Raw genomic sequence first — 24,323 nt, forward strand, 5'->3', positions numbered from 1 at the left:
CCACGGAGCAGGACCGGAGCGAGGGCATGCCGAGCATTAGCGAGGCACCGAACGACAGGGGCAAGAGCCCTTGGTTACTTGGGGCTTTTCCAAGTGACCCGCCGTAAGGGTGGAACCATAAGTGGCCGTTACCGAAAAAACGGATATACACCCAATCCAAAAACCAACCCCATCCTCAAGAAGCCGGCCGCGCCTCAGGCAACGTCCAGCTGCCATCCAGAATCGGCTCCTGCGGCAAATAGAACCGCACCATATAGTTCCACCCCGGCATGATCGGCAGACAATTGATCGTAGTGGCCGAGCACCCGCCAAACTGCACCGACACCTGCCCTCCCTCGCCCTTCTTCGCCGTCAGGTTGTTGATCGCGTAAGCACCCAGGTCGTTTGGCTGCACGCGGCCATCGGCATCATAAACAGTGATCGACCAGAAGCCTTGAACCGGAACCTGCCCCACGTCCAGGCGATAAGCCGTCTGCCCGTCATTACGCTCAGGCGTGACGATCTGGTAAAAGGCATCCTTTTGCGGATTGCCACCCCAGGCCGTCGCGCTGCCGATCAGGTGGCGGATCGGATTGACGTCAGCGGGCTTGCCGAACATATCCCGCGAATCACTGAGTGATTGCCCCAGGACAGACAGCGCGCTCCTGATCCTGGCCCGGCTCGTCTCATCCCAGTCCGGCACGTCGAAGCGTCCCGGCCCATTGGGCTGGGTGACCGCAATGGCATCCTGTAAACCATGGACCTTGTCCAGGTCCTGCGGATCGGCAGGGTCGATCAGGATCCTTACCCCCAGCATGACGTAGCGCGTTCCCACCTGCGCCTTGCTGACGGTGTAGTCACCGGCGTCGTAACGGACATCGACCACGTTGTGATCTTCGTTGATCAGCGCCATGGACATGAAACGATTGCCGGCATTGGGCAGGCTCACGGTGACGGGCCCGGCGTCCAGGTCGAACACGGCCGTGGAATACAGGGTGTCGCGGTTGGGTCGCACGACGGTCTGGGCGCCGGCGGGAACCAGCTCGCGCCAATGGAAGAAACTGCCCAGCCCTGCGCGCTTGAGGGTCATGGCGAAATAGCGGTCAGTCTCGGCACGGACAAAATTATCGACGTTCACCGTGACCGGCGTACCCGGCAAGGCCTGGGTTTGCACCGGGGACAGGCAGGCGGCAAACACTGCGCAAGACGCCAGCAGTACTTTCAATTCGTTCATGTAGGTGTCCTTTCAGGTAAAGGACCGTTATGCCTTTGCCAACCCCCATACCGCCCCTCTCGTTTAGGGGGGTATGGGATGCCGGCACTCTGCGGGCTTGTCGTCAGGCGACGTCGACATCCTTGAGCGATGCCATGTCGATCACGAAGCGATACTTCACGTCATTGTTCTGCATGCGCGTGAAGGCCTGGTTGATGTCCTGGATGTCGATCATTTCGCAACTTGGCAACACCTGATGCTCGGCGCAGAAGTCGAGCAGTTCCTGGGTCTGTTCCAGCCCACCGATCAACGAACCGGCAATCGAGCGATTGTTGACGGCCAGCAAGGCGCCATGGATCGGCTCCAGCGGCTCCAGTGCCCCCACCAGCACCAGCGTGCCGTTACGGGCCAGCAGCATCAGGTAGGGATTGACGTTGTGCGTGCGCGGGATGGTATCGAGGATCAGGTCAAAACTGCTGGCGGCGCTTTTCATGGCCGCCGGATCGCTGGACAGCAGCACATGATGGGCACCGAGTGCCAGGGCATCGTCGGCCTTGCCCGGCGAGGTGGTGATCACGGTCACCTGTGCGCCCAACGCCACGCCCAGCTTGACCGCCATGTGCCCTAACCCGCCCAGGCCAATGACCGCCAGTCGCGTTCCGGCCTTGACCTTGCGCTCGCGCATCGGTGTCCAGACGGTGATGCCGGCGCACAGCAACGGCCCCGTGAAACGCGGGTCCAGTGCTGGTGGCACACGCAGCACGAAGCGTTCGCGCACCACGATGTTCTGGGCGTACCCCCCGCGGGTCACTTCGCCGCTGAGACGGTCCAGGCCGTTGTAGGTCGGTGTCATGCCCTGGGTGCAATGCGGCTCCTGATGCTGCTCGCAGGCGTCGCACTGCCGGCAGCTGTCGACCATGCAACCGACCGCGACCAGGTCACCCACGCGGTAACGGTTGACGGTCGACCCCACGGCGGTGACCCTGCCGACGATTTCATGGCCCGGGACACAAGGAAAACGCGTGCTTTTCCAGTCGTTGTGCGCGTAGTGCATGTCGGAATGACAGACGCCGCAGTAGTCGATATCGATGGCGACGTCATCGTCGCGCAGTGCCCGGCGCTCGAAGCGCAGCGGTTCGAGGGGAGCGTTGGCTTCGTGGACGCCGTAGCCGATGCAGGTGGTCATGTTTGTTTCTCCAAATATCGGATGAGCACCACCAAACCTGTGGGAGCGAGCCTGCTCGCGAAAGCGGTGGGTCAGTCAACATCGATGTTGATGGTGCTGACGCCTTCGCGAGCAGGCTCGCTCCCACAGGGTCATAGGGTGTTCATGAGGTCTGAGTCAGATCGACGGCCGCAGCCAGGGCGCAGCGCTGGTCTGCGGCGAGGCGATCTGGTTGGAAATCCACTTGCCCATGCGGCGCATCGGTTCGATGGAGTCCTGCGGCGCGGCAAACTTCATCGCCGCGGCGTAGCCCAGCGAAACGATGCGCTGGGCGCCATACAACGGCAGCACATCCTTGAGCCGGTCCTTGATGTTTTCCGGATAGACACCGACGGTCTGGGTATAGGCATCGACCGCCGCCATCATCTCGCTCAAGTCGTCGACCGGCACCAGGTTGGCGGTACGGTCGTCGAGGCTGGCGGCGAACGACACCGGCTCCGGCAACTGCGAGCAGATGATCGCCCCCTCGCCTTCCTTGCCACCGATGACCTGGTACCACTCGTCATCCAGGCGCAACGCGTCGACGTGGGCCTTCAAACCCTGGTCATAGCGCTTGGGTGCGGTACTGAGGGTATTGGGCAAGCCGCGCATGGCGTCATAGACGTACTGGCCGAAGGTATTGAGCCGCTCCAGGCCTTGCTCGTCCGTGCCGCTCTGCACGTACACCACTCGCGCACAGACACAGCCCTTCTGGTTGATCGCGCCGATATCGGCGGCCAGGCGCACGGCCGCTTCGCGCATGTTCGCTTCGCTGTCGAAGGTCTCCTGGCCGATGATGCTGGCGCTGCGCTTGGGGTCCAGGGAAATCAGTTCCAGCCCGGGCTGGATGTATTTGGTCACGTGCTTCATCGAGGCGAAACCACCCCAGGCGACGATCTTTTCCAGGTTCTGCGGTTGGTACAGGCGCTGCTCGAAGGCTTCGTCGCCCCCCTTCCAGTAAGCCACCGACAGGTGTTTGGTCAGCGGATGGTCCGGGGCCATGTCGACCATGGTGCGGGCAATGGCCAGCGCGGTGAACGGGTCGTTGGACGGCGCTTTGATGATCGCGTCGCTGCGCAGCACCATGTTGCGGATGATGGTCCACAGCGACAGGGACACCGCGTTGCCGGCGACAATGTGCAGGGTCCGCGCGCCGAAGCAACGCACTTCCAGCTCGGTGCCGTCGAGCAGCGTTTGCGGCACCCAGCCTTCCAGGTACTTGATGCCCACCGTGGTTTCCGCCATTTCGGTGATGAACTCACGGGATAGCATGTGCTTAAGGCCCATGTAGGAGCCCTTGACGATGCTCGGGGTGGTCGGCGCTGTCAGGAACGACAGCTCACAGGCTTCCTGCAGGTATTGGTTCTTGTCCAGGTCCAGGCGCCCGCCGAGTTCGACGGCGTAATCGAGAATGTCGTCGAAACTCAGGGTGTACAGATCCGCGAGTTTCGCGGGATTGCCCAGCGGCAACCGGTCGATGTACTGGCGGGCGTCAGGGGTGAGGAAACTCAGGTCGCCACCACGGCCACCCACTTCAATCAGGTGGTCGGTGATCACTTGACCACGGATGATCATCGGTGCAATCGGATGGGTCATGGCTCAGCCCTCCAGGGTATTGAGGAAGTCCATCGCTTCGCGATGGGATTGTTCGGACGCCGCGCAGGTGATTTTGTCGTCCCCGCCGTTTTTCTCGCTGTAGCGCTGAACCGTGCCGACCACGTAGCGACTGTGGCGCCCGCAAGCGCAGGGCTGATCCCACTCGATGGTGACTTCGTCGCCGGTGATGAAGCCGCCCCAGTGGATGTCGGCCCCCAGGTCGAAGAACGCCGCACGCCCCGTCCGGCGCCCGTGGCGTGGCAACGGCTTGCTGGTTTCAGGATCCAGCAGGAAAGGAATCGCGGTATGCGAGAAGTGGTAGTTGCCGTGCTCGCATTTGAGGTGCGAGCCGCTGACCACCTCCGACATCGCATAGGATTCGTTGAGCGTCTTCACCCCGAGAAAGCGCATGACGTCTTCGCGCCAGTTCTCCGGCGGCACCACACCTTTGGCGCCGCCAGTGGTGATGATGTAGGAGTCGGGATGGAACACCCCTTCGAGTCCACGCTCCAGACCGGCCACGGCCATGTTGTGCAGCAGGTTCCAGGTACCGCCGATGTACACGCGCTTGCCCTTCAGGCGGGTGGCGATGTCATCGAAGAACGCCGCCAGGTGCTGCGGCATCTCGGCCTGCTGCTGGTCGAAGGCCTTTTTCTTGGCCAACAGTTCGGGGGCCACCACCAGTCGATCCAGCGTGCCGTTGTTGTGGGCGGCGCGCAACCTGGCGCCCAGTCGCAACACGTCACTGGACAGGGTCGACGGATAGGCCGGGTGGAAATGCGAAGGATCGGGCAACAGCACCCGCGCCAGCGAGCCCATGCCGCGCAGGTGGCTGAGGTAGCCTTTGCGGTAGTACGGGTAGGCGGTGTGCAGATCCGGATCCGGCGTGTCCGCGCCCGTCATGTTCCAGGCGTAGAGCTTGCGCACTTCGGAGGCCTTTTCGAACTCGCGGGCGCTGCACGGCAGGAAAGAAAGGGTCCCGGATGTCCCGGAGGTATGGCTCAGGCACAGCTCCGGCAGTTCGCGGTCCATGGTTTCGAACCAGTCATCCAGGCCGGTGCAGGCGCTGACGTCGACCGCGGTGATTTTTGCCGCCAGCTCAGGGATTACCAGTTTGCCCAGCCATTTGTTGATGGCGGCGAAGTTGTTCTTTTCCAGCAGCGATGGCGGGTAGGACTTGAACAGCGTGTGCTCGAACAGCAACGGCACTACGTCGTCCAGTTCTTCGATACGCTCGATACCCTCGGCGTCCGCCAGTTTCTTGAGCACCGCGATACGGTCGCGCATTTCACCGAAACGACGCTTGAGCCCCGCCAGCTGCAACGCGTTGATCTGCTCGGCAGGCATTTGCTTCCAGTTCTGCAAGCTGTGCTCGACCAGGGCCACCGGGTCGCTCAGCAGCAGGTCGACCTGCTCTTCTATTGTTTTTGTCACGGGACAGTCTCCTGGGATTCACTCGTCGCCCACTGGCCGTTGATGCGCAACGGCCTTGATGGCGGGACCAGTTTAGGGGGTGCGAAGGCGAAATCATTTCCGGATTCCGGCACCCGAAAAACCGACTCAACTGATTGTATTTATTGACTATTTATTTTTGTGGCAGGGTGAACGAAGGGGTTATTCCGGGTCCGCCGTGGTCAGCAGCGCATGGAGCATGCGCGTCAGCAGGCGAACGGTGTCGTCATCGAGCAGGTATTCCGGCTTTTCGATCAGCAGTGCACGGGGCAAGGCCGTGACCGCCTGATAGGCCAGGAAGCCGGCCTTCTCGCGATCACGCACCAGCACCTGATCGGAAAAGCGTTGCACCAGGGCCGGAATGACCACGGAAATCCAGAAGCGCTCCGGCTTGACGATCTCCAGGCGCACCAGTTCGCCGTAGTAGGCGGACTTGATGCTCAGTTCGGAATCGACCTGCAGCCAGCGATGCAAGGCTGCAAGGCCGGTGCGCAGGATCATCTCGATGCCGTCGTAGAGGGTGGCCGATGCCGGTAGCGCGTGGATGTTGGCAATCACTTGCTGGCGGACGTCGGCGCGGTAGTCTTCGAAAATCGCGCCGATCAGCGACTCGATGGTGGGGAAATATTCGTAGATGGAACTGATCGCCACCCCCGAGTAATCGGAAAGACGGTAGATCGACAGCGCCTCTCGCCCTTCCCCTTCGAGGATCTCGCGCCCGGCGGTCTTCAGCGCGTCGACCAGGGCGACCGAACGCGCCTGCTTCGGCTGTTTGCGGGGTCTGGCGGGGAGTTCCACCAGCACGTTGTCATGGCCACGAGAGGACGTTGCCGTCCCCTCGTTTCCCGGTGTTGGTTCCAACCGGCGGGCCATGGGTCAGGGCGTCACGACGTTGAATGTCGGCTGGAAGCTGGTGAGCATGCCGAGCATCGCCTTGAAGCGTTCCGCATCGCCTTCGAGCTTGATGTCACCCTGCTTGAGCGCCGTCGGGAAATCCAGCTGGCGCAGGCTGATCCGGTCCAGCACCGCCTTGCTCATGGTCACCGTGGCCACCGGCTGGGCATGGCTGGTATTTTCGCGATAGGTCAGCACGCCGTTTCGCAAGGTCAGGGCAAAGTGCTGGTCCAGGTCGTCGAAGTTCCAGTTCAGGGTCATGTCGTGGCCCTGGGCCTTGTCCGAATCCATGCGCACGGCCAGCAGGTCCATGAACATCGTCGGTGTCGCCGCCCGGATCAGGTCGGCGGTGGCACGTGCGCCCTGCTGCGGCTTGATCTCGCGCAATTCCTGCGCGCCGGTCAGGTACATGTTGCGCCAGATCGCCGATTCGCTGCGATAGGCCAGCTGCTCCAGCGCATCGGCCTGGGCCTCGCGGGCCGCTTTGTTGTCAGGCTCGGCGAACACCAGGTGATTGCCCAGTTGCGCCGCCCAGCGGTAGTCGCCCTTGTCCATCGCCGCACGCATCTGCGCCAGCACCTTCTCAGCGCCGCCCATGGCTTCAACATAGTGTTTGCCGGCATCCACCGGCGGCAGCGGATCGAGATTGGACGGGTTACCGTCGTAGAAACCCATATAGCGTTGATACACCGCACGGGTGTTGAAACTCAATGTGCCGTAGTAGCCCCGGGTATACCACTTCTGGTCGAGATCGCCGGGCAACTTCTTCACTGCGTCGGCAATCTCCAGCGGGGTCATGCCCTGGTTGAGCAGGTTCAGTGTGCGGTTGTTGATGAAGGCGTACATGTCGCGCTCGTCGGCCAGCAGGGTGCGGATGTCCTCACCGCCCCAGGTCGGCCAGTTGTGCTGGGCGAACATCACCTGGGCCTTGTCGCCATAGCGCACCAGGGCATCATCGAGGAACTGCGCCCAGGCCTTGCCGTCACGCACTTCCGCGCCACGGGGGGTCAGCAGGTTGTGCATCGCTCTCACTGCGTTCTCGGAGATGCACAGCGCCTGCATTTGCGGCAGGTACATGTTCATTTCCGAAGGTGCCTCGGTGCCGGGCGTGAGCTGGAACACGAACTGCACGCCCGCGATGTCATGGGTTTCTTCCGCTTGCGCAATCAGGTTGGTCGGTGCGATCAGGCTGATGGTGCCGCCCACCGGAGCGCCCTTGCCAATACCGGTATCCACCTGCCCGAACTCGTTGCTCGGCACCGTGCCGCCACTCTGGAACAGACCGCGACGGAACATGGCGGCACCGGCCAGGACGTTTTCCTGAATCGCGTGCTCCATGAACCCTGCCGGGGCGTAGATGCGGACTTTGCCGGCCTTGACGTCCGCCTCGTCGACCACACCGCGAACGCCGCCGAAATGATCGACATGGCTATGGCTGTAGATCACCGCCACCACCGGCTTGCGCGGGCGGTGCTGGTAGTACAGCTCCAGGCCAGCCTTTGCCGTCTCGGTGACATAGAGCGGGTCGATGATGATCAGCCCGTCGTCCCCTTCAATGATGGTCATGTTCGCCAGGTCCATGCCGCGCAGCTGGTAGATCTTGTCGCTGACCTGGAACAGACCGGCGATGGCATTGAGTTGCGCCATGCGCCACAGGCTGGGGTTCACCGAGTCCGGCGCCTGGTCCGGCTTGAGAAAGTCGTACTGGTGGGAGTTCCACACGGTCTTGCCGTCGGCATTCTTGATCTCGCCTTCGAAGGCCGCCACCAGCCCCCGGCGGGCGGCTTCATAGTCGGCACGATCCTGGAACGGCAGTTGCTTGAGCACGTCCTTGTTCATGGCTGCTGTGGACGCGCTGGCAGGCTTGGCAGGATTGGCGTCCGTCGCCCACGTCGGGCTGCTGGACAAAGCGATGGCAATGGCAAGTGCAACAAGGGAATAACGCATACAGATTCCTTAAGCGTGGCGCGTGTCCACAATGATTAACCTGGCGTGCCACTTCGGCAGCCGACCTTTGAAGCCGTACAGCAATCAGCCCTGGGCACTGATGCCCGTGAGCGCCTTGGCGATCGATAGTTTTTGAACATCGGTGAGGCCATGGGGGACAGGCAATACGATCGCCTCGCGCACCAGACGCTCGAGATCGAGCAAGGTGCCCAGGGCCTTGCCGCCGGGAAGTTGCAGCGCATCCTGGCAAGCCTTGAGCGCCATTTCGCTGGCCAGCCAACGGGCCATGCACGCCTGCATCTGGCAGCCCGTGCCGATTTCGATCAGTGACCAGGCGCGAAAACACATGAGCCTGGCGGCGTCGAGCCGGGTCGCCATTTCGGCGATTTTCAACGCCACCAGCGGCTGGGAGGCCGCGGCCGTTCCAGACTCGCCGCTGTTTTGAACGGCGGCAATGCCCCCTTCCAGCACCGCGCGCATCAGTCCAACCGATAACAACGCCGCGCCGGCATCGATCTTCTCCAGCAGCCTGGCCCGTTGTTCGAGGCCACCCTGCTCTTCCCAGATCAAATGACTGGCAGGCAAGCGCACATTGTTGAAGGACACCCGGGTATTGAACGTCCCGCTCAGGGTCGGTCGGTCGATGATTTTCGAGGCATAGCCATGGGGCTCACGCGCCACCAGCACATGACACAACGCGCCAGCCTCGGTGCGTACCCCGGTGATGAGCAGGTCCGAGTAGTGACCGTTGCACACCCGCTCGTGCACCCCGTTGATGATCCAGCCGTCCGCCGTGGGCCAGGCGCTGACGTCCCCCTCGACCGCCGTTGCCAGCGCATCGCCCTCGTGCAGGTAAAAGCCGCCGAAGCTGCGACCGGCCAGCAGGTCTGGCAAATAGCGCTCGCGCAGGCTTTCCCGCGCCTGCGGCAATTCCACCAGTACATGGGCAACCAGCATGTTGCCGATCACGCAATGGGCGACTTCGCTGGAAACCGCGCAGAGCTCTTCCAGCAGCATGGCCTCGGTGACCACCGACAACCCCATGCCACCGTGCGCCTGCGCAATGCTGGCGCCCGGCAGGCCGAATTCGGCGATGCCCTGGGTAATGTCGCGCATCCGCTCCCGAGGAATCGGACCGCCCCGGAACGCTTGGACAACGGGGGTCACCTCAGACGCCAGAAAGGTACGGAAGCTGTCCACTGCGTGTCGCTGCGCATCGGTCGTTTTCTGCATCTGCATGGTCATCTGGTTCCCTGCCAACGTCACGAACCCACCGGAACATTCGAGCCCTCGTTCAAGAACAGGCTACCCCCGGAAACGGCTTGACCACCCCCTCCGTTGGGAGGGGGCAGGCAAAAGTACTCAACCCAGTGCGCGAGCGATGATCAGTTTCTGGATATGGCTGGTGCCTTCGTAGATTTTGGTCACCCGCACATCGCGGCAGTAGCGTTCCACCGGGAAATCGCTCAGGTAGCCATAGCCGCCGTGGATCTGCAGCGCGTCGGAACAGACCTTCTCCGCCATTTCGCTGGCGAACAGCTTGGCCATCGACGCCTCCTTCGCACAGGCCACACCGGCCTCGCACAGCCGAGCGGCGTGCACCATGTACTGGTGCGCGACATCCACCTGCGCGGCCATGTCCGCCAGGTCGAACGCCACCCCTTGCAGGTTGATGATCGGTGCGCCATAGGCCTCGCGCTCTTTGGCGTAGCCGACGGCGGCGTCCAGTGCAGCCCGAGCGGTACCGGTGGCGACGGCGGCAATCGCCACCCGCCCTTCCGACAACGAGCCCATCACGTTGCGATAGCCGGCCCCTTCTTCGCCCAGCCGATTGCCCACCGGCACCCGGCATTGATCCAGCTGAATCTGCGCGACATGGGCCGAACGCTGGCCCATCTTGTGTTCGACGCAGCTCACGACATACCCCGGGTGTTCCTGCGGGTCCACCATCAGCAGGCTGCTGCCCTGCTTGCCTGCGGCCTTGTCGGTGACGGCCAGCACCAGGCCCAGGCCGGCTTCGTTGCCGTTGGAGATGAATTGCTTGCTGCCATTGAGCACGTAGTGCTCACCTTCGCGACGGGCCTGGGTGCGAAACGCGGCGGTGTCGGAACCGGCGTGGGGTTCGCTGAGCAGGAACGCACCGATGCGCTTGCCGCTGGCCAGATCCGAAAGGTACTTGCGCTTCTGTTCTTCATTACCCAGCCGGGCGACGGCAAGGCCCACCGAGTTGTGCACGTGGATCAGGGTGGCGAAACCGGTGTCGGCGGCGGCGAATTCCTCGATGGCCAGGCAATACTCGACGAAGCTGGCACCGGCACCGCCATATTCTTCGGGGATCAGCATGCCGAGAAAGCCCAGGTCGGCAACGGCCTGCAGTTCGCTGCGTGGCCAGGTGGCCGTGCGGTCGCGCTCGGCGGCGGTAGGCGCAACCACTTCGGCGGCGACCTTGCGCGCCGAGTCGCGGATCATGATTTCCTGCTCGCCGAGAAACGCTGCGGATGTATCGCTCATGGTGGTTCCTTATGAATTCAGGGGGTCAGACGGGGTTGGGGGCGGCCTTACACGCACTGCACGGTGCGGGCCACGGGTTCGATGGCGGTCGACGTCTCTCTGGCCGCCGGCAGGACAACCGGTGACCCGGAGACGTGGATGTCCTTGAGCAGGAAGTGCGACAGCGCCGGGATCAGGGCCAGGGCGCCGAGCATGTTCCAGAGGAACATGAAGGTCAGCAGGATGCCCATGTCGGCCTGGAACTTGATCGGCGAGAACGCCCAGGTGATCACGCCGGCGGCCAGGGTCACGCCGACCAGCGCCACGACCTTGCCGGTGAAGCGCAAGGCATGACGATAGGCCTGGGCCAAGGTGTCGCCGGCACGCTGACGGGCCAGCTGAATACTCAGCAAGTACAGCGCATAGTCGACGCCGATGCCCACGCCCAAGGCAATTACCGGCAGGGTCGCGACCTTCACGCCCATGCCCAGCACCACCATCAGGGCTTCGCAGAGAATCGAGGTGATCACCAGTGGCACCACCGCGACCAGCACCGCACGCCAGCTGCGGAACGTGATGAAGCACAGCACGATGACGGCGGCATACACGTACATCAGCATGGTCAGGTTGGCTTTCTTGACGACGATGTTGGTCGCCGCTTCGATCCCGGCGCTGCCGGCGGCCAGCAGGAACTGGCGTTCCGGTGTGCTGTGCGCGGCGGCGAAGGCTTCGGCGGCCTGCACCACCTGATCCAGGGTTTGCGCCTTGTGGTCGGTGAGATAGGCCACCACCGGCATCACCGAGCAATCGGTGTTGAACAGTTCGGGATTGCTGGTACTGGCGGTCCGTGCTGCGTAGTTCAGCACGTCCTGGTTGGGTGAGATCGACATCCACTTGGGGCTGCCTTCATAGGAGCCCGCCGTGATCTTGCGCACCGCATCGGCCAAGGACACGGTGCTCTGCACCCCCGGCACCTGCTGCAAGACCCAGCCCAGGCGGTCGGCCTCGACCAGGGTCTGGTATTCAAGACAACCTTCGGCCTTGGTCTTGACGATGACCGCGAACTGGTCCGAAGACAGCGAGTACTTGCTGTTGATGTACGCGTTGTCCAGGTTGTAGCGCGAGTTGGGCCGCAGTTCCGAGGCGCCGGCGTCCAGGTCGCCAATCTTCAGCTGCGTACTGACAATGAAACCTGCCACCGTGAGGAACGCCGACACCACCAGCAGCGCTGTCGCCCAGCGGCGCTCGGTGAAGCGTTCGAGCAACCGCCAGACGCCACCGGCCGGGCGTTGTTCCTTACGCAGGCTGCGAGCCGCGGCCCTGGGGCTGACCCCGGTGTACGACAGCATCACCGGCAGCAGAATCAGGTTGGTGAACACCAGCAAGGCAACGCCGATGGACGCGGTGACCGCCAGATCCTGGATCACCGGGATGTCGATCAGCATCAGCACCCCGAAGCCCACGGCGTCGGCCACCAAGGCGGTGACCCCGGCCAGGAACAGGCGGCGGAAGGTGTAACGCGCGGCCACCAGCCGGTGCGTGCCACGGGCCACGTCCTGCATGATGCCGTTCATTTTCTGCGCGCCATGGGACACGCCGATGGCGAACACCAGAAACGGCACCAGAATCGAGTACGGGTCCAGTTCGTAGCCCAGCCGGGCGATCAGCCCGAGCTGCCAGAGCACCGCGATGCAGGAACAGCCCAGCACCAATGCAGTGCTGCGCAGACAACGGGTCCAGGCAAAAATGATCAGCGCGGCGATCACCGCCGCCACGGCGAAGTACAGAATCATTTGCTGCAGGCCATCGAGCAAGTCGCCGACCACCTTGGAGAAACCGACGATGCGGATGTCCAGATCGGCGGAGCCCTGGGCGCCGGAATACTGGGCGCGGAGGCTTTCCAGGCGCTTGGACAGCGCCCAGTAGTCCAGCGGCTGGCCGGTGTTGCTGTCCTTGTCCAGCAACGGCAGGAAAATCATGCTGGAGCGGAAATCAGTGCCCACCAGGTTACCCAGCAGTTGGGCGCGGCTGATGTTCTGGCGCAGGGCATCGGTGCTGGCTTGCGAACCGGTGTAGTTGTCGGGCATCACCGGGCCGCCGGTGAACCCTTCTTCGGTCACTTCGTTCCAGCGCACCACCGGCATCCACAACGACTTGACGTTGGCCCGGTCGACGCCGGGTGTCAGGAACAGCTCATCGTTGATCTGCTTGAGCGCCTGCAGGTAGGCAGGGTCGAAAATATCCCCCGAGCGGTTTTCCACCACCACGCGCACGGCATTGCCCAGGCCCTTGAGTTCGTCGCGGTTGTCGAGAAAGTTGCGGATGTACGGCTGGTTCAGCGGGATGGTTTTTTCGAACGCGGCATTGAGTGTCAACCGGGACGAATCCCAGCCCAGAATGACCGTGACGAGGGTACAGAGGAGGATGACCAGCAGACGGTGGTTGAAGATCAACCGCTCAAGACGACTGCCGGACTGGTGATTGAAATCATCAAGGTTGCTGATGGTCTGCAGGTTGTCGCTGGCGTTAGGGATACCCATCACTGCTCTCCGGCTTTCTTGTTCTTTTGCAGGCTTTGCACGCGCACGCCACCCAGTCCGGCCAGGGCGACAGCCCCGTCGGCGGCGGGAGCCAGAGCAAAGTTGGGCGCCACGCGGTCCACCGGGACGCGACTGAAGGTTGCCCCCCGATCAATGGAGCGCAGCAGTTGACCGGTCTGGCTGGCCAGCAGGATCGAGCCGTCATCGGCCACCAGGCCGCTGGTGATGCCGGCTTCGATGCCGGTGTCGACCTTGCTCCAGGTGGCCCCGCCGTCGAGGCTGCGCAAGGCATTGCCGCGCAGGCCGTAGACCAGCACCAGATGTTCGTCGCCAAGCAGGCCGAACAAGGTGCCCTCATAGGGCAGTTCGACCTTGACGAAACGCTGGCGGGCGGCATCCAGTTTCAGCACCAGTCCCTGCTCGGCGACCATGAACAAGGTGCCGGCGGCCGGGCGCAGGCCATACAGGTGCATGCTGCGCGGGTTGTCGACGCGGTCCTGCCAGGCAGTCCAGCTCTGGCCGCCATCCTCGGTGCGCAGGATCAGGTTGAAGGCGCCAGTGATGAACCCCGTGCGCTCGTCGGCGAACCACACGTCCAGCAATGGCTTGTCCGCGCCCTGGGCGGCGAACAACTCGGCATCCTGCTTCAGGCGCAACGCCTCGGGGTCATTCGGGTTGGCCGGGTTGCCGTATTGCTTGAGCAACAGCTCGGCGATTTGCCGGCCGTCCAGTTGTTTGCGCCAGGTCTGGCCCGCATCGCTGCTGTGCAGGACGACACCTTCGTGCCCCACGGCCCAGCCCTGGCTGGCGCTGGGGAACGCCAGCGCAGTCAGGTCGGAACTGACCGGCACCTGGGCCTGGACCCAGTTCGAAGCATCGTCGGAATACAGAATATGGCCACGCTGGCCCGCCGCGATCAGCCGCCCGCCGGCCTTGGCCAGGGCGTTGAGCGGCGCCTGGATCGCCTGGGGGCTTTGCAGCGCAGGCGTGTCCAGCGGCGAAACAAAGCTCGGTTGAGCGCTTGCCTGCCCCGCCAGTAGCGCAATCAGCAGGAACAAGGGTGGCCGTAAGAGTTGTTTGAACACGTTGTCACCTCACATCAGTTGCGCTCGAGCGCATTGCACCCACGGCGATCGCAGCGCAATCACCGTGAGTGGACTTGCCATCGCGGCAAGCGCGACTCAGAGCGTGGTCTTGAAGGTGAAGAACACCGCGCCACGGTCTTCCAGCATCGCCTGGCTGCCACTTGGGGTCAGGGCGGCGCCGGTCACCGGGTTGGTCGAGTAGTCACCGAAATAGTCCACGTACTTCAGGTCGAAGCGGTAACGGCTGTAGAGATCGAGCGCCACGCCGACCGCGTAGCTGCCGGCGTCCTTGTTACCGCCAGAGGCAACGGCCGAGTTGCCCGACAAACCCTGCGAATAACTGAGCGGCATCGACAGGTCGCCGCCGGGAAAGACCTGATACCAGGTCGGGGTGAAGTTGACGGCAATGCCGTAGGCATCACGGGAGACTTCGTCGATATTGCTCGGCACGGCTTTGTAGGCAGACGAACCCTTGAACAGGTTGAGCGGGTCGTCATTGACCGAGAGCCAGCGGCTCCAGGTCAACTCGGTGGACCAACTGGCGCCGTCGAAGAATGGCGTCGGGCTGACGGTACCGATGGCGTTGAGCACGCCGTGCAAGGTGTCGCCGCGGGCGCCAAGAATGTCACCGTCGTCCGGCAGTTGCGCAGTCGATGTCACGCGCGCCGCTGAGCTGACCAGGGGCATATTGTGGCGATAGTTCAGGTCGGCACCGACACTGATGCCGCCGATTTCCTTCGACAGGCTGATGCCATACATGTCGATCTTGTCGGCGTAGTTGAGGAAGTACTGCGGACGGGCGTTAGCCAGCAGGATGACCTGCGGCAAGGTGTCGGAGAACTGGCGCACGTAGAAACCCAGGGTGCCGTCCAGCCATTCCGGGCTCCAGCGGGTCATGACGCCCCAGTCGCCGGAATTGCGCGGTTCGATGTCTTCGCCGTGGATGGCGCGCAGCGTGGGGCTGAGGATGAACGACTCGCCGCCCTGCTGGTAGATATCGGCAAAACCCAGGTAACTGCCGGCTTCAGGCACCCGCGACGGGCGCCATTCGAAGAAATACTGCGCGGCAAAAGACAGTTCCGGATTGGCTTGCAACTGCGCGGAAATCTGGTTGCGTGGCAGGTACAGCTCCTTGGCTTCGATCCCCGGCAAGGCCAGCGCCTTGCCCTGGTCCAGCGGCGCCTGGCCGTAGGAGATACCGTGAATGGCGCCCGCGCCCAGCAGTGACTCGCCCCAGTTGATGGTGTGACGCCCCAGGCGGGCCTTGAGGGGCATGTCGCCCAGGTCGTACTCGCCGAAGACAAAAGCGTCCATCCATTCACCGGACGGACCCTCGTAGTAGCGGTCGGTATAACGGCTCAGGCCGGTCGCCGGTTGACCACTGGAGTTGAGGTGGTTGGAGGTCGCAACGCTGTCGTTGTCCAGGTCCCCGGCATAGGCCGCGTCATACCAGAGCGCGGCACTGACGCGCGCACCGTACTTGCCCTTGTAGATGAGGTCCGACTCGCTGAGGATGTCCAGGCGGTTGTTGACCAGCCTGTGCTTGTCGAAGTTGCGATCACCGTCATCGTTGTTCGGGTTGCCGATGATCGCCTTGTCCTGCCCTTCGGTCCGCATACCGAGGTTGTAGCGCAGGGTATTGTCCCAACGCAGCTGGATGTCGTCGTTGCCGGTATCGATCTCGACCGCACTGGCGCTGCCGCAGGCCACCGCGCACATGGCCACCACCGTTGCCCGTAGCGCATGAGAATGAGTGGGATGACGTTGATTCGTTTTTTTCTTGTTATTCATCTGGGTGTCTCCTCCCCTGGGTTGAACCTGGACCTCCAGGTTCGCAAGCCACTCGACCAGTGATCGAGTGCCCCGAAGGGTGCCAGCGTCGGGTCGTTGTCCTCCCCCCCCTTTCTGAAAGGGGGGTGCACCCCTACCCCCCCTCCGGTAGCGTCGGCTACATCGGGCTGACGGGTGCGTCAGCGATGAACACAAACGGGAGAACACAATGACGGACGACACCTCGGCCAGCTCCGGCTCACGGATCCGCTACCCCCACAGCACAGTGCCGACACCTGGCGTGCCCGGGCAGATCGTTGCGGGGGTGCACTGGCTCAGATTGCCGTTGCCGATGTCACTGGGGTCCATCAACGTCTGGCTCCTGGATGACGGGCCGGGCACCACCCTGGTCGATACGGGGGTCTGCGATGATCCGACGGTGGGCCTCTGGGAGACTTTGCTGGCCGATACTTTGGACGGTGCCCCACTGACACGGGTGATCGCCACCCACCTTCACCCTGACCATATCGGGATGGCCGGCTGGCTGGCCCGCCGTGCAGGGTGTCGGCTGTGGATGACGCGCCTGGAATACCTGCAATGCCGAATGCTGGCCAGTGACGGTGGGCGCGCGGCGCCTGAAGAGACGCTGGCGTTTTATCGGCGCGCCGGCTGGGACGCGCAGACGCTGGAAGGCTATCGCAACCGCTTCGGCCGTTTCAGTCGCATGATCTCGCCGCTGCCGGACAGCTATCGACGCATTCGCGACGGTGAGTGCCTGAACATCGGTGGCCATGTATGGCAAGTGGTGGTGGGGGCCGGTCATTCGCCGGAACACGCCTGCCTGTATGACGCGGACCGCAAGCTGCTGATCTCCGGCGACCAGGTGCTGCCGCGCATCTCGTCCAACGTTTCGGTACAACCGAGCGAGCCGGACGCCGATCCGTTGAGCGACTGGCTTGAATCCTTGCACAAGCTGCGATGTGGCGTGCCGGATGACGTGCTGGTGCTGCCGTCGCACAACAAACCATTCCATGGCCTGCATGCGCGGATCGAGCAGCTGCAAGCCGATGCGCTGGACGCATTGCAGCGTTTACGCGAAGGCCTGGACCAGCCCAGGCGGGTGATCGATCTGTTTGCGCTGCTGTTCAGCAGCCCTGTGCGCAGCGATGACCCTTCCCGTTTCACCCTGGCCACCGGCGAAACCCTGGCCTGCCTCAATCACTTGGTGCTTCGCGGTGAGGTCAGCGTCAGCCTCGACGAGCAGGGTGTGGCCTGGTATCGCAGCGTGGTCTAACGGTGGGAGCGGGCCTGCTCGCGAAAAACGCCAGGACAACGCGACCATTCAGACAGGTCGCGTTATCGTTGACGTCCATCGCGAGCAGGCTCGCTCCCACATGGGGTCGCAGACGACTGCAAAATAGTGTGCGTCATTCGGGCCCTGCAACTACGCCATCAACTCAACGCGTGCCGCACTGGATATCCAGGGTCAGCCCGTTGAGGTAGGCATTTTCCACCACATGCTGCACCAGCGCGGCGAACTCCTGCGGATGGCCCATGCGACGGGGAAACAGCAGCCCGTTGACGATGGTCTCGGACACTTTGGCCGGCATGCCGGCGGACATCCCGGACTCGAACAAGCCCGGTGCCAGGCTGACCACGCGGATGCCATGTTCGGCCAGGTCACGGGCGATGGGCAGGGTCATGCCGATCACCCCGGCCTTGCTCGCGCTGTAGGCCGCCTGCCCCATCTGCCCCTCACGTGCAGCGCCGGAGGCGGTGTTGATGATCACGCCGCGCTCGCCACTGTCTTCAGGATCGTTCGCGGACATGGCCAGGGCCGCGTGACGGATCAGGTTGAAGGTCCCCGTGAGGTTGACTCCCAGCACCCGGTTCCACAGCTCTGTCGGAAACAGCTGGCCTTTGGAAAGGGTCTTGCACGGCCCGAGTATCCCGGCACAGTTCACCGCGACATGTACCGCGCCAAAGCGTTGCACCACCGCCTCGATGCCCGCCTTGACGCTTGCTTCGTCCGACACGTCGACGGCGATGCCGGGAATGCCATCGAGCGCCGCATCGAGCCGTTGCTGATCCAGATCGAACCCCACTACTTTGGCGCCCGCTGCCGCCAGCGCCTTGCAAGTCGCCAGGCCAAGCCCCGATGCCGCGCCCGTGACGACGGCTACCTTATTATCGAGTTTCATTGTGATTCCTTCGTTAGCACCCGGATTGGGGACCTGGCCGATCTTAAAAAACAAAGCCACCCTCTCGTCCCTCCCATTGCGGAAGGACAACGAGCCGGATTCGGGCAACACCACTGACCCCTTGTGGGAGCGAGCCTGCTCGCGAAGGCGACAGTACCTTCAACATCTTCGGCGACTGACTCACCGCCTTCGCGAGCAGGCTCGCTCCCACAGGTGCTGAAATGGCACTATCGTAAAATCTTGACCTGTATCGACAGGTTGGCTAGTTTCGCCCGGCGCGAGAATCGCCGTGACCGTGATGCGAGGATAAAAAGTGCCGGATACCCCCGCCAGACACCTGGTCTCGACCAAGTTTGCACCGCCACGCATCGGTACCCGCCATGTGCCTCGCAGCGCCCTGCTCGCACAACTCAAGCGCATGCACCACTGCACGCTGACACTGGTTACAGGCGCCGCGGGTTATGGCAAGACCACCCTGCTGGCCCAGTGGCGCCAGGACCGGCTCAAGGCCGGTGCGGAGGTTGCCTGGGTATCGCTGACCGTCGATGACAAGGGTTACACCGGGTTTTGCACGGCCTTTCTGGAGGGGGTGCGGCGCCTGGGCATCGAAGTCGACATCAATCTGCTGCGCGAAGACAACACGGTTACAGCCATCGAGGCCTCGGTCGCCATCATCGTCGATGCGGCGGCCATGCTGAGCAAGGAGCTGTACCTGATTGTCGACGACTATCACCATGTCCAAGCCCCCCATGCCCACAAGCTGATTCAGAAGCTGCTCGACCAGAGTCCGGGAAACCTGCACCTGGTGCTCGCTTCAAGGGTCAACCCGCCGTTGAGCCTGTCGCGCCTGCGGGTCATGGATCAAGTGCTGGAGATTGAAAGTGTCGAGCTGCCGTTCGACCTGGCGGAGACCCGGACCTTCGTCGAAGAAAACCTCGGTGCCGACAAGATCAACGCCGATGAACTGAGCCTGATTCAGGACCTGACCAGCGGCTGGCCGTCCTGCCTGCAACTGATCGTCATCATGCTCAAGAGCCGTCCCGGGACCCGCTCGATGCTCAATGACCTGGTCTGGCGTTCAAGCGACCTGCAGAGCTATCTGAGCGAAGAGGTAGTAGCGCACTTGCCGGGCGAATTGGTGGAGGTCGCCGAAGCCCTGTCGATCTTCCGTCGCTTCAACGCCGCCATGGCCATCGCCGTGACCGCTCATGCCGATGCCGGTGAGCTGATCCAGCGCATGGAAGACGAGAACCTGCTGATCTACCGGGTCGACTCCGATGACCGCCTCACCTGGTATCGCTTCCAACCCTTGTTCGGCGAATTCCTCAGTGCCCGCCTGGAGCGTCGGCAGCGGGACATACGTGCCTTGCATCGCGAGGGTGCCCACTGGTTCGCCGCCAACAACTGCCTGACCGAGGCGGTTCGCCACGCCAGCCTGGGTGAGGACATCGATTTTGCCATCGGCGTGATCGAACAGACCGCGCCGGCGACCTGGACCTTGAATTATCTGGCCCCGACCTTGCGTCTGCTGGAGCGCCTGCCCGAGGAGGTGTTGTTTCGCCATCAACGCCTGCTGTTCCTGGCCTGCATCACGGTGTCGCTGACGTCGCGCCCGGGGCGGGCGAAATCCTGGCTCGGCCGATTGCAGGCCAGCGACCTGAGCGAGCATCCCGAACTGATCAGCGGCCTGCCGCTGATCCACGGTGCCATTGCCATTCAGGAAGACGACAGCGAACGTGCCATACAGATGCTGGAACCGGTGCGCGATGCACCGATGGAAAACCCCTTCCTGCGCTATGTGCTGCTGGCAGCACTGAGCGTCGCCTATACGGCGGCCGGCCGCTACGCGGATGCCCGTCGACTGTTCGATCTGCATCCGATTCCCGCGCAGGATCGCGGCAATGACATGGCGCTGGTGGCCGAATCCGCTCGCTTGACCACCTACATGGCGGCTGGCGAGATCGGCATGGCCGAACCCATGGTCTCCGAACTGCTGGAGCGTTCCACCCGCGAAGGCGGCCATCGTTCGATCTGCGCCAATCTCTGCGCCAGCCTGCTGGCCGATGCGTTCTACGAGCTGGACCGGATCGATGACGCCCGGGAGCTGATCGCCAACCGTTTCGGCCTGCTGCACTCTTCCGTTCCGGACGTGATCGTGCGGACTAACCTCAGCCGCAGCCGTCTTGACCTGCTGCAGAAAGGCCCGGAGGCCGCCCTGACCTTTCTGCGTCAGCAAATCGCCCAGCTGCGCTGCCTGGGGCAGATTCGCCCGGTGGCCCATTTACTGGGTGAGCAGATCCGCGTCAGCCTGATAAAAGGCCAACGCAATCACGCCGTGGAACTGTTGCAATCGCTCGAGGAACTGGCCCGCGACCACTGCAGTGACCTGGGCAGCCGAGCGCAATTGCCGGCCATTGCCGCCCTGGCCCGTGCACGGGTGCTCAGCCACGAGGACTCTCAAGCCGCGCTACAGGCATTGAATGAGGTGGCGCGTTATGCCGAAAGCTTCCACCACGGTCGCCTGAGTGTACTCGTCGACCTGTTGTCGGCCGGGGTTCTGGAGGATCTCAAACGCCCGGAGGAATCCCTTGCGCGCCTCCGTCGAGCCGTGGAAAACGGGCAGCGCCTGGGCCTGGTTCGCACGTTGCTGGATGAAGGTGCATTGACTGAGAAGTTGCTGTCACGTCTGGACCACAGCGCACTGGAGAAACCTGTGCGTCAGTACGTGGACGAACTCATCCGCAAACTCACCGGTCCTTGCGCTCCGACCCTCGCAACCCCTCGTGCGCGGCGCACGGCTGCTCCCGGGCAAACGCCTCAATTGACGCCACGGGAGCGCGAGATCCTCAGCCTCGTCGCCCAGGCCATGTCGAGCAAGCGCATTGCCCTCACGCTCGACATTACCCTGGACACCGTGAAGTGGAACCTGCGCAACATCTTCGCCAAGCTCGGCGTTTCCAGCCGCTACGACGCCATGGTCTGGGCGCGTAACCAGAAACTGATCGACTGACCCCTCTCTTCCGGAGGGGGGAACCTACGGCGCCAGGCACCTACCCTCGCAGGACACTGCCGATCCAACGGCCCATCCACGGGGGAAAACCACATGACGCGCCGCCTGCTATTCAACACCACCCGATCCATCATTATCGAACGGGGCGCCGCTGCCCGGCTCGCCGAACAGGTCCAATCGATGGGGCATCGCTCCGTGCTGCTGGTCACCGATGCCGGCGTGCTCGCTACCGGTCTGCTGGCGCCGGTCGTAAGCGGTTTCGCCCGGCTGGGCATTGCGCTGCAGGTGTTCAGCGACGTGCAGGCCGACCCGCCTGAATCAGTGATCCTGGAGGCGGTACAAGCCGCCCGCCAGTGCGGCGCCGATTGCGTGATCGGCTTCGGCGGCGGCAGTTCGCTGGACGCGGCGAAATTGACGGCCCTGCTGGCCCGCAGCGAGGAATCGCTGGCCGATATCTACGGCATCGACCAAACCAATGGCCGGCGTCTGCCCCTGATCCTGGTCCCCACCACGGCGGGCACGGGATCGGAGGTCACCGCCGTGTCGGTAATCACCACCGGCGAGGGCCAGAAGAATGTGGTCATCTCCCCTGCCCTGTTGCCGGACATCGCCTTGCTGGACGCGGACCTGACCCTGGGATTGCCCCGGTCCGTGACGGCGGCCACCGGTATCGATTCCATGGTGCACGCCATCGAGTCCTACACTTCCAAGCACCTGAAGAACCCCATCTCCGATTGCCTGGCCCGCGAGGCGCTGCGCCTGCTGGGGGAAAACCTGGAACAGGTGTGCGACAACGGCCAGGACGTGGAGGCACGGGGACAGATGTTGCTCGGTGCCTGCCTGGCCGGCATGGCGTTCGCCAACGCGCCGGTCGCTGCCGTGCATGCGCTGGCTTATCCGCTGGGCGCCCGCTTCCATATTCCCCATGGCCTGTCCAATTCGCTGGTGCTGGCGCCGGTGATGCGCTTCAACCTGGAGGCCGCCGCGCCGCTGTACGCCGAACTGGCGGTTATTCTGCTGCCGCACCTGCAAGGTTCGGCGACTGAAAAAGCCATCGCCCTGATCGATCATCTGCAGGCATTGCCCGGCCGTCTCGGTCTGCCTACCCGCCTGCGCGACGTGGGCATCACCCTGGACGATCTCGATGCGCTGGCCACGGACGGCGCCAAACAGACACGCCTGCTCGGCAACAATCCTCGCGAGCTGAGCCTGGATGACATTCGGACGATCTACCAGCAGGTGTTCTGATCAGTGACGCCTGGCATCGAATGCGGAGCCCGGTTCCGGGCATCCGCTTCGATGCAGGGTATTTTCCTTTGAATTCAATGATCTGACTGAGATTCAGAATCCGGAACATTGCATTGGCAACTCGTCCCTATACTCGCCCGACCGGCCCGCCCCGGTTCCACTGACGACAACAAAACAACAATAACCGGGCCACCCAGGAGCGACACCATGAGCGATGCCATCCCATCATTCCCGGCGACATCCGCCGCTTCATCCGAATTGAAACGCACCTGGTCCAGGGTCATCTGGCGCCTGATGCCGTACCTGATGCTGGCGTTCATTCTCAATGCCATCGACCGTCTGAACCTGTCGTTCGCCAAGCTGCGGATGTCCGAAGACATCCTGCTCACCGATGCGGCCTATGGCATCGGTGCGGGCGTCTTTTACCTGGGCTACATCCTGTTCGAGGTGCCGAGCAACCTGTACATGCAACGGGTCGGCGCACGGGCCACGCTCACGCGGATCATGATCCTCTGGGGCCTGATCACCGTGGCCACGGCTTTCGTCACCAGCCCGGCGGAACTGGTCGTCGCGCGCTTTCTGCTGGGCGTCGCCGAGGCCGGTTTTTTTCCGGGCCTGATTCTTTACCTCACCTACTGGTTTCCGGCGTCCGTGCGAGGCCGGATCACCGCTTCGTTTTTCATGGCCGGCATGGTCGCCGGCATGATCTGCGGTCCCTTGTCGGGGACCATCATGGCCCATCTTCACGGTTGGCTTGGGTTGCGGGACTGGCAGGTGCTGTTTGTCCTGACCGGGTTGCCAGCGGTGCTGCTGGGCGTGGCCGGACGCTTCTGGCTGACCGACCGACCTGAACAGGCGCGCTGGCTCAGCGATGAGCAAAAGCGTCAGATCCAGGAGGCCCTGGCCATCGAATCGCGCAGTGGCGCGGTCAGTTCCGGCTTCATGGGCGCCCTGCGCGATCCGCAGCTGTACGTGGCCGGGCTGGTGTGTTTTTGCATCTACAGCGCCTCCAACACCGTGTCTTACTGGCTGCCGACGCTGGTGCGCGGTTTTGGCCTGCAAGACTTGCAGCACATCGGCCTGGCCACCAGCTTGCCGTTTCTCGCCGGGTTGTGTGCCATGTACCTGCTCGGTCGCAGCTCCGATCGCCACATGGAACGCCGCTGGCACCTGAGCCTGACCCTGCTGACGGCCGCCGCGTGCTTTTTCCTGCTGGATCTGGTCGAAGGGCATGCCGTGCTGTCCATGATGGTCATCAGCCTGGGGGCCGCAGCAGCGCTGTCGGCGATGCCACTGTTCTGGACCATCCCGCCTGCGCTGTTGAGCGCGTCAGGGGCGGCAGGCGGGATTGCGCTCATCAGTAGTCTTGGCAATGTGGCGGGGTTTCTGAGCCAGACCACTGTCGGTGCTTTGAAAACGGCTACTGGAAATCTGTACCTGGCGTTTGATTTGATTGCCGGGTTGTTGGTGTTGGGGGCGGTGTTGTTGGTGGTTGTGATTCCTGCGGGGCGGTTGCGGGCGGATGCACGGCAGTAATTTCGTCAGACCGCGTACATATCCATTGCTGCGGTAACGGCTTCTTATGGTTCCGCTCTTACAGCGGGTTACTTGGAAAAGCGCCAAGTAACCAAGCGCTTTTGCCCCTGACGTACGGCCCTTCGCTGAGGCTCAGGGTTCCCTCGCTCCGGTCCTGC

General features: G+C 63.0%; 16 protein-coding genes. 4 read left to right on the forward strand and 12 right to left on the reverse strand.

The genetic code is table 11. From position 1 onward, the window contains the following. Positions 1-175: 175 nt before the first annotated feature. The 11 genes from HNQ83_RS28770 to HNQ83_RS28820 form a co-directional block, all read right to left on the reverse strand. Positions 176-1,213, reverse strand: a complete 1,038-nt coding sequence (locus HNQ83_RS28770; RefSeq protein WP_178132136.1) for a DUF1254 domain-containing protein — start codon at positions 1,211-1,213, stop codon at positions 176-178. A gap of 103 nt (positions 1,214-1,316) precedes the next feature. Beyond that, entirely contained in the window at positions 1,317-2,378 is a 1,062-nt protein-coding gene (locus HNQ83_RS28775) for an NAD(P)-dependent alcohol dehydrogenase (protein WP_175392229.1), read from the reverse strand. A 156-nt stretch (positions 2,379-2,534) separates the two neighbouring features. Continuing rightward, positions 2,535-3,992, reverse strand: coding sequence for an acyl-CoA reductase (locus HNQ83_RS28780; RefSeq protein ID WP_175392230.1), 1,458 nt, complete (start codon positions 3,990-3,992; stop codon positions 2,535-2,537). 3 nt (positions 3,993-3,995) lie between these two features. Next, positions 3,996-5,426 (reverse strand): hypothetical protein, encoded by a 1,431-nt coding sequence (locus HNQ83_RS28785; RefSeq protein ID WP_175392231.1) that lies wholly within the window; start codon positions 5,424-5,426, stop codon positions 3,996-3,998. Between the two features lie 180 nt (positions 5,427-5,606). Then, entirely contained in the window at positions 5,607-6,317 is a 711-nt protein-coding gene (locus HNQ83_RS28790) for a TetR/AcrR family transcriptional regulator (protein ID WP_175392232.1), read from the reverse strand. Between the two features lie 3 nt (positions 6,318-6,320). Further along, the gene (locus tag HNQ83_RS28795; protein WP_175392233.1) at positions 6,321-8,285 is read right to left on the reverse strand and encodes an alkyl/aryl-sulfatase; all 1,965 of its coding nucleotides are present in this window, start codon (positions 8,283-8,285) and stop codon (positions 6,321-6,323) included. Between the two features lie 84 nt (positions 8,286-8,369). Then, on the reverse strand, positions 8,370-9,524 hold the full coding sequence (locus HNQ83_RS28800) for an acyl-CoA dehydrogenase family protein (protein WP_175392234.1): 1,155 nt from the start codon (positions 9,522-9,524) through the stop codon (positions 8,370-8,372). Positions 9,525-9,647: 123 nt separating this feature from the next. Further along, a complete protein-coding gene (locus HNQ83_RS28805; RefSeq protein ID WP_175392235.1) occupies positions 9,648-10,796 on the reverse strand; it encodes an acyl-CoA dehydrogenase family protein in 1,149 nt (382 codons plus the stop codon). Between the two features lie 47 nt (positions 10,797-10,843). Beyond that, positions 10,844-13,315, reverse strand: a complete 2,472-nt coding sequence (locus HNQ83_RS28810) for an RND family transporter (protein ID WP_175392236.1) — start codon at positions 13,313-13,315, stop codon at positions 10,844-10,846. Further along, positions 13,315-14,400: a YCF48-related protein gene (locus HNQ83_RS28815; RefSeq protein WP_175392237.1), complete on the reverse strand. Its 1,086-nt coding sequence runs from the start codon at positions 14,398-14,400 to the stop codon at positions 13,315-13,317. The genes HNQ83_RS28810 and HNQ83_RS28815 overlap by 1 nt, the downstream gene beginning before the upstream one ends. 96 nt (positions 14,401-14,496) lie before the next feature. Continuing rightward, a complete protein-coding gene (locus tag HNQ83_RS28820) occupies positions 14,497-16,191 on the reverse strand; it encodes a DUF1302 domain-containing protein (protein ID WP_175392238.1) in 1,695 nt (564 codons plus the stop codon). Positions 16,192-16,399: 208 nt separating this feature from the next. Here HNQ83_RS28820 and HNQ83_RS28825 point away from each other — a divergent pair, with 208 nt between their 5' ends. After that, positions 16,400-17,464 (forward strand): MBL fold metallo-hydrolase, encoded by a 1,065-nt coding sequence (locus HNQ83_RS28825; protein WP_175392239.1) that lies wholly within the window; start codon positions 16,400-16,402, stop codon positions 17,462-17,464. Between the two features lie 163 nt (positions 17,465-17,627). Here the strand turns inward: HNQ83_RS28825 and HNQ83_RS28830 are convergent, their stop codons facing one another. Next, positions 17,628-18,371, reverse strand: coding sequence for an SDR family NAD(P)-dependent oxidoreductase (locus tag HNQ83_RS28830; RefSeq protein WP_175392240.1), 744 nt, complete (start codon positions 18,369-18,371; stop codon positions 17,628-17,630). Between the two features lie 313 nt (positions 18,372-18,684). Between HNQ83_RS28830 and HNQ83_RS28835 the strand changes: the two genes are divergently transcribed. From HNQ83_RS28835 to HNQ83_RS28845, 3 genes are all read left to right on the forward strand, one after another. Beyond that, positions 18,685-21,381, forward strand: a complete 2,697-nt coding sequence (locus tag HNQ83_RS28835; protein ID WP_175392241.1) for a LuxR C-terminal-related transcriptional regulator — start codon at positions 18,685-18,687, stop codon at positions 21,379-21,381. Between the two features lie 93 nt (positions 21,382-21,474). After that, positions 21,475-22,629 (forward strand): iron-containing alcohol dehydrogenase, encoded by a 1,155-nt coding sequence (locus HNQ83_RS28840; protein WP_175392242.1) that lies wholly within the window; start codon positions 21,475-21,477, stop codon positions 22,627-22,629. A 207-nt stretch (positions 22,630-22,836) separates the two neighbouring features. Continuing rightward, positions 22,837-24,165 (forward strand): MFS transporter, encoded by a 1,329-nt coding sequence (locus HNQ83_RS28845; protein WP_175392243.1) that lies wholly within the window; start codon positions 22,837-22,839, stop codon positions 24,163-24,165. The last annotated feature ends 158 nt before the right edge of the window (positions 24,166-24,323 follow it).

Source organism: Pseudomonas sp. C2B4, assembly GCF_013359695.1.
Lineage (GTDB): Bacteria > Pseudomonadota > Gammaproteobacteria > Pseudomonadales > Pseudomonadaceae > Aquipseudomonas.

Coding starts and splice junctions, on each gene's coding strand:
- HNQ83_RS28770 (WP_178132136.1), bottom strand. CDS start 1,213: ATGAACGAATTGAAAGTACTGCTGGCGTCTTGCGCAGTGTTTGCCGCC.
- HNQ83_RS28775 (WP_175392229.1), bottom strand. CDS start 2,378: ATGACCACCTGCATCGGCTACGGCGTCCACGAAGCCAACGCTCCCCTC.
- HNQ83_RS28780 (WP_175392230.1), bottom strand. CDS start 3,992: ATGACCCATCCGATTGCACCGATGATCATCCGTGGTCAAGTGATCACC.
- HNQ83_RS28790 (WP_175392232.1), bottom strand. CDS start 6,317: ATGGCCCGCCGGTTGGAACCAACACCGGGAAACGAGGGGACGGCAACG.
- HNQ83_RS28795 (WP_175392233.1), bottom strand. CDS start 8,285: ATGCGTTATTCCCTTGTTGCACTTGCCATTGCCATCGCTTTGTCCAGC.
- HNQ83_RS28800 (WP_175392234.1), bottom strand. CDS start 9,524: ATGCAGATGCAGAAAACGACCGATGCGCAGCGACACGCAGTGGACAGC.
- HNQ83_RS28805 (WP_175392235.1), bottom strand. CDS start 10,796: ATGAGCGATACATCCGCAGCGTTTCTCGGCGAGCAGGAAATCATGATC.
- HNQ83_RS28810 (WP_175392236.1), bottom strand. CDS start 13,315: ATGGGTATCCCTAACGCCAGCGACAACCTGCAGACCATCAGCAACCTT.
- HNQ83_RS28820 (WP_175392238.1), bottom strand. CDS start 16,191: ATGAATAACAAGAAAAAAACGAATCAACGTCATCCCACTCATTCTCAT.
- HNQ83_RS28825 (WP_175392239.1), top strand. CDS start 16,400: ATGACGGACGACACCTCGGCCAGCTCCGGCTCACGGATCCGCTACCCC.
- HNQ83_RS28830 (WP_175392240.1), bottom strand. CDS start 18,371: ATGAAACTCGATAATAAGGTAGCCGTCGTCACGGGCGCGGCATCGGGG.
- HNQ83_RS28840 (WP_175392242.1), top strand. CDS start 21,475: ATGACGCGCCGCCTGCTATTCAACACCACCCGATCCATCATTATCGAA.
- HNQ83_RS28845 (WP_175392243.1), top strand. CDS start 22,837: ATGAGCGATGCCATCCCATCATTCCCGGCGACATCCGCCGCTTCATCC.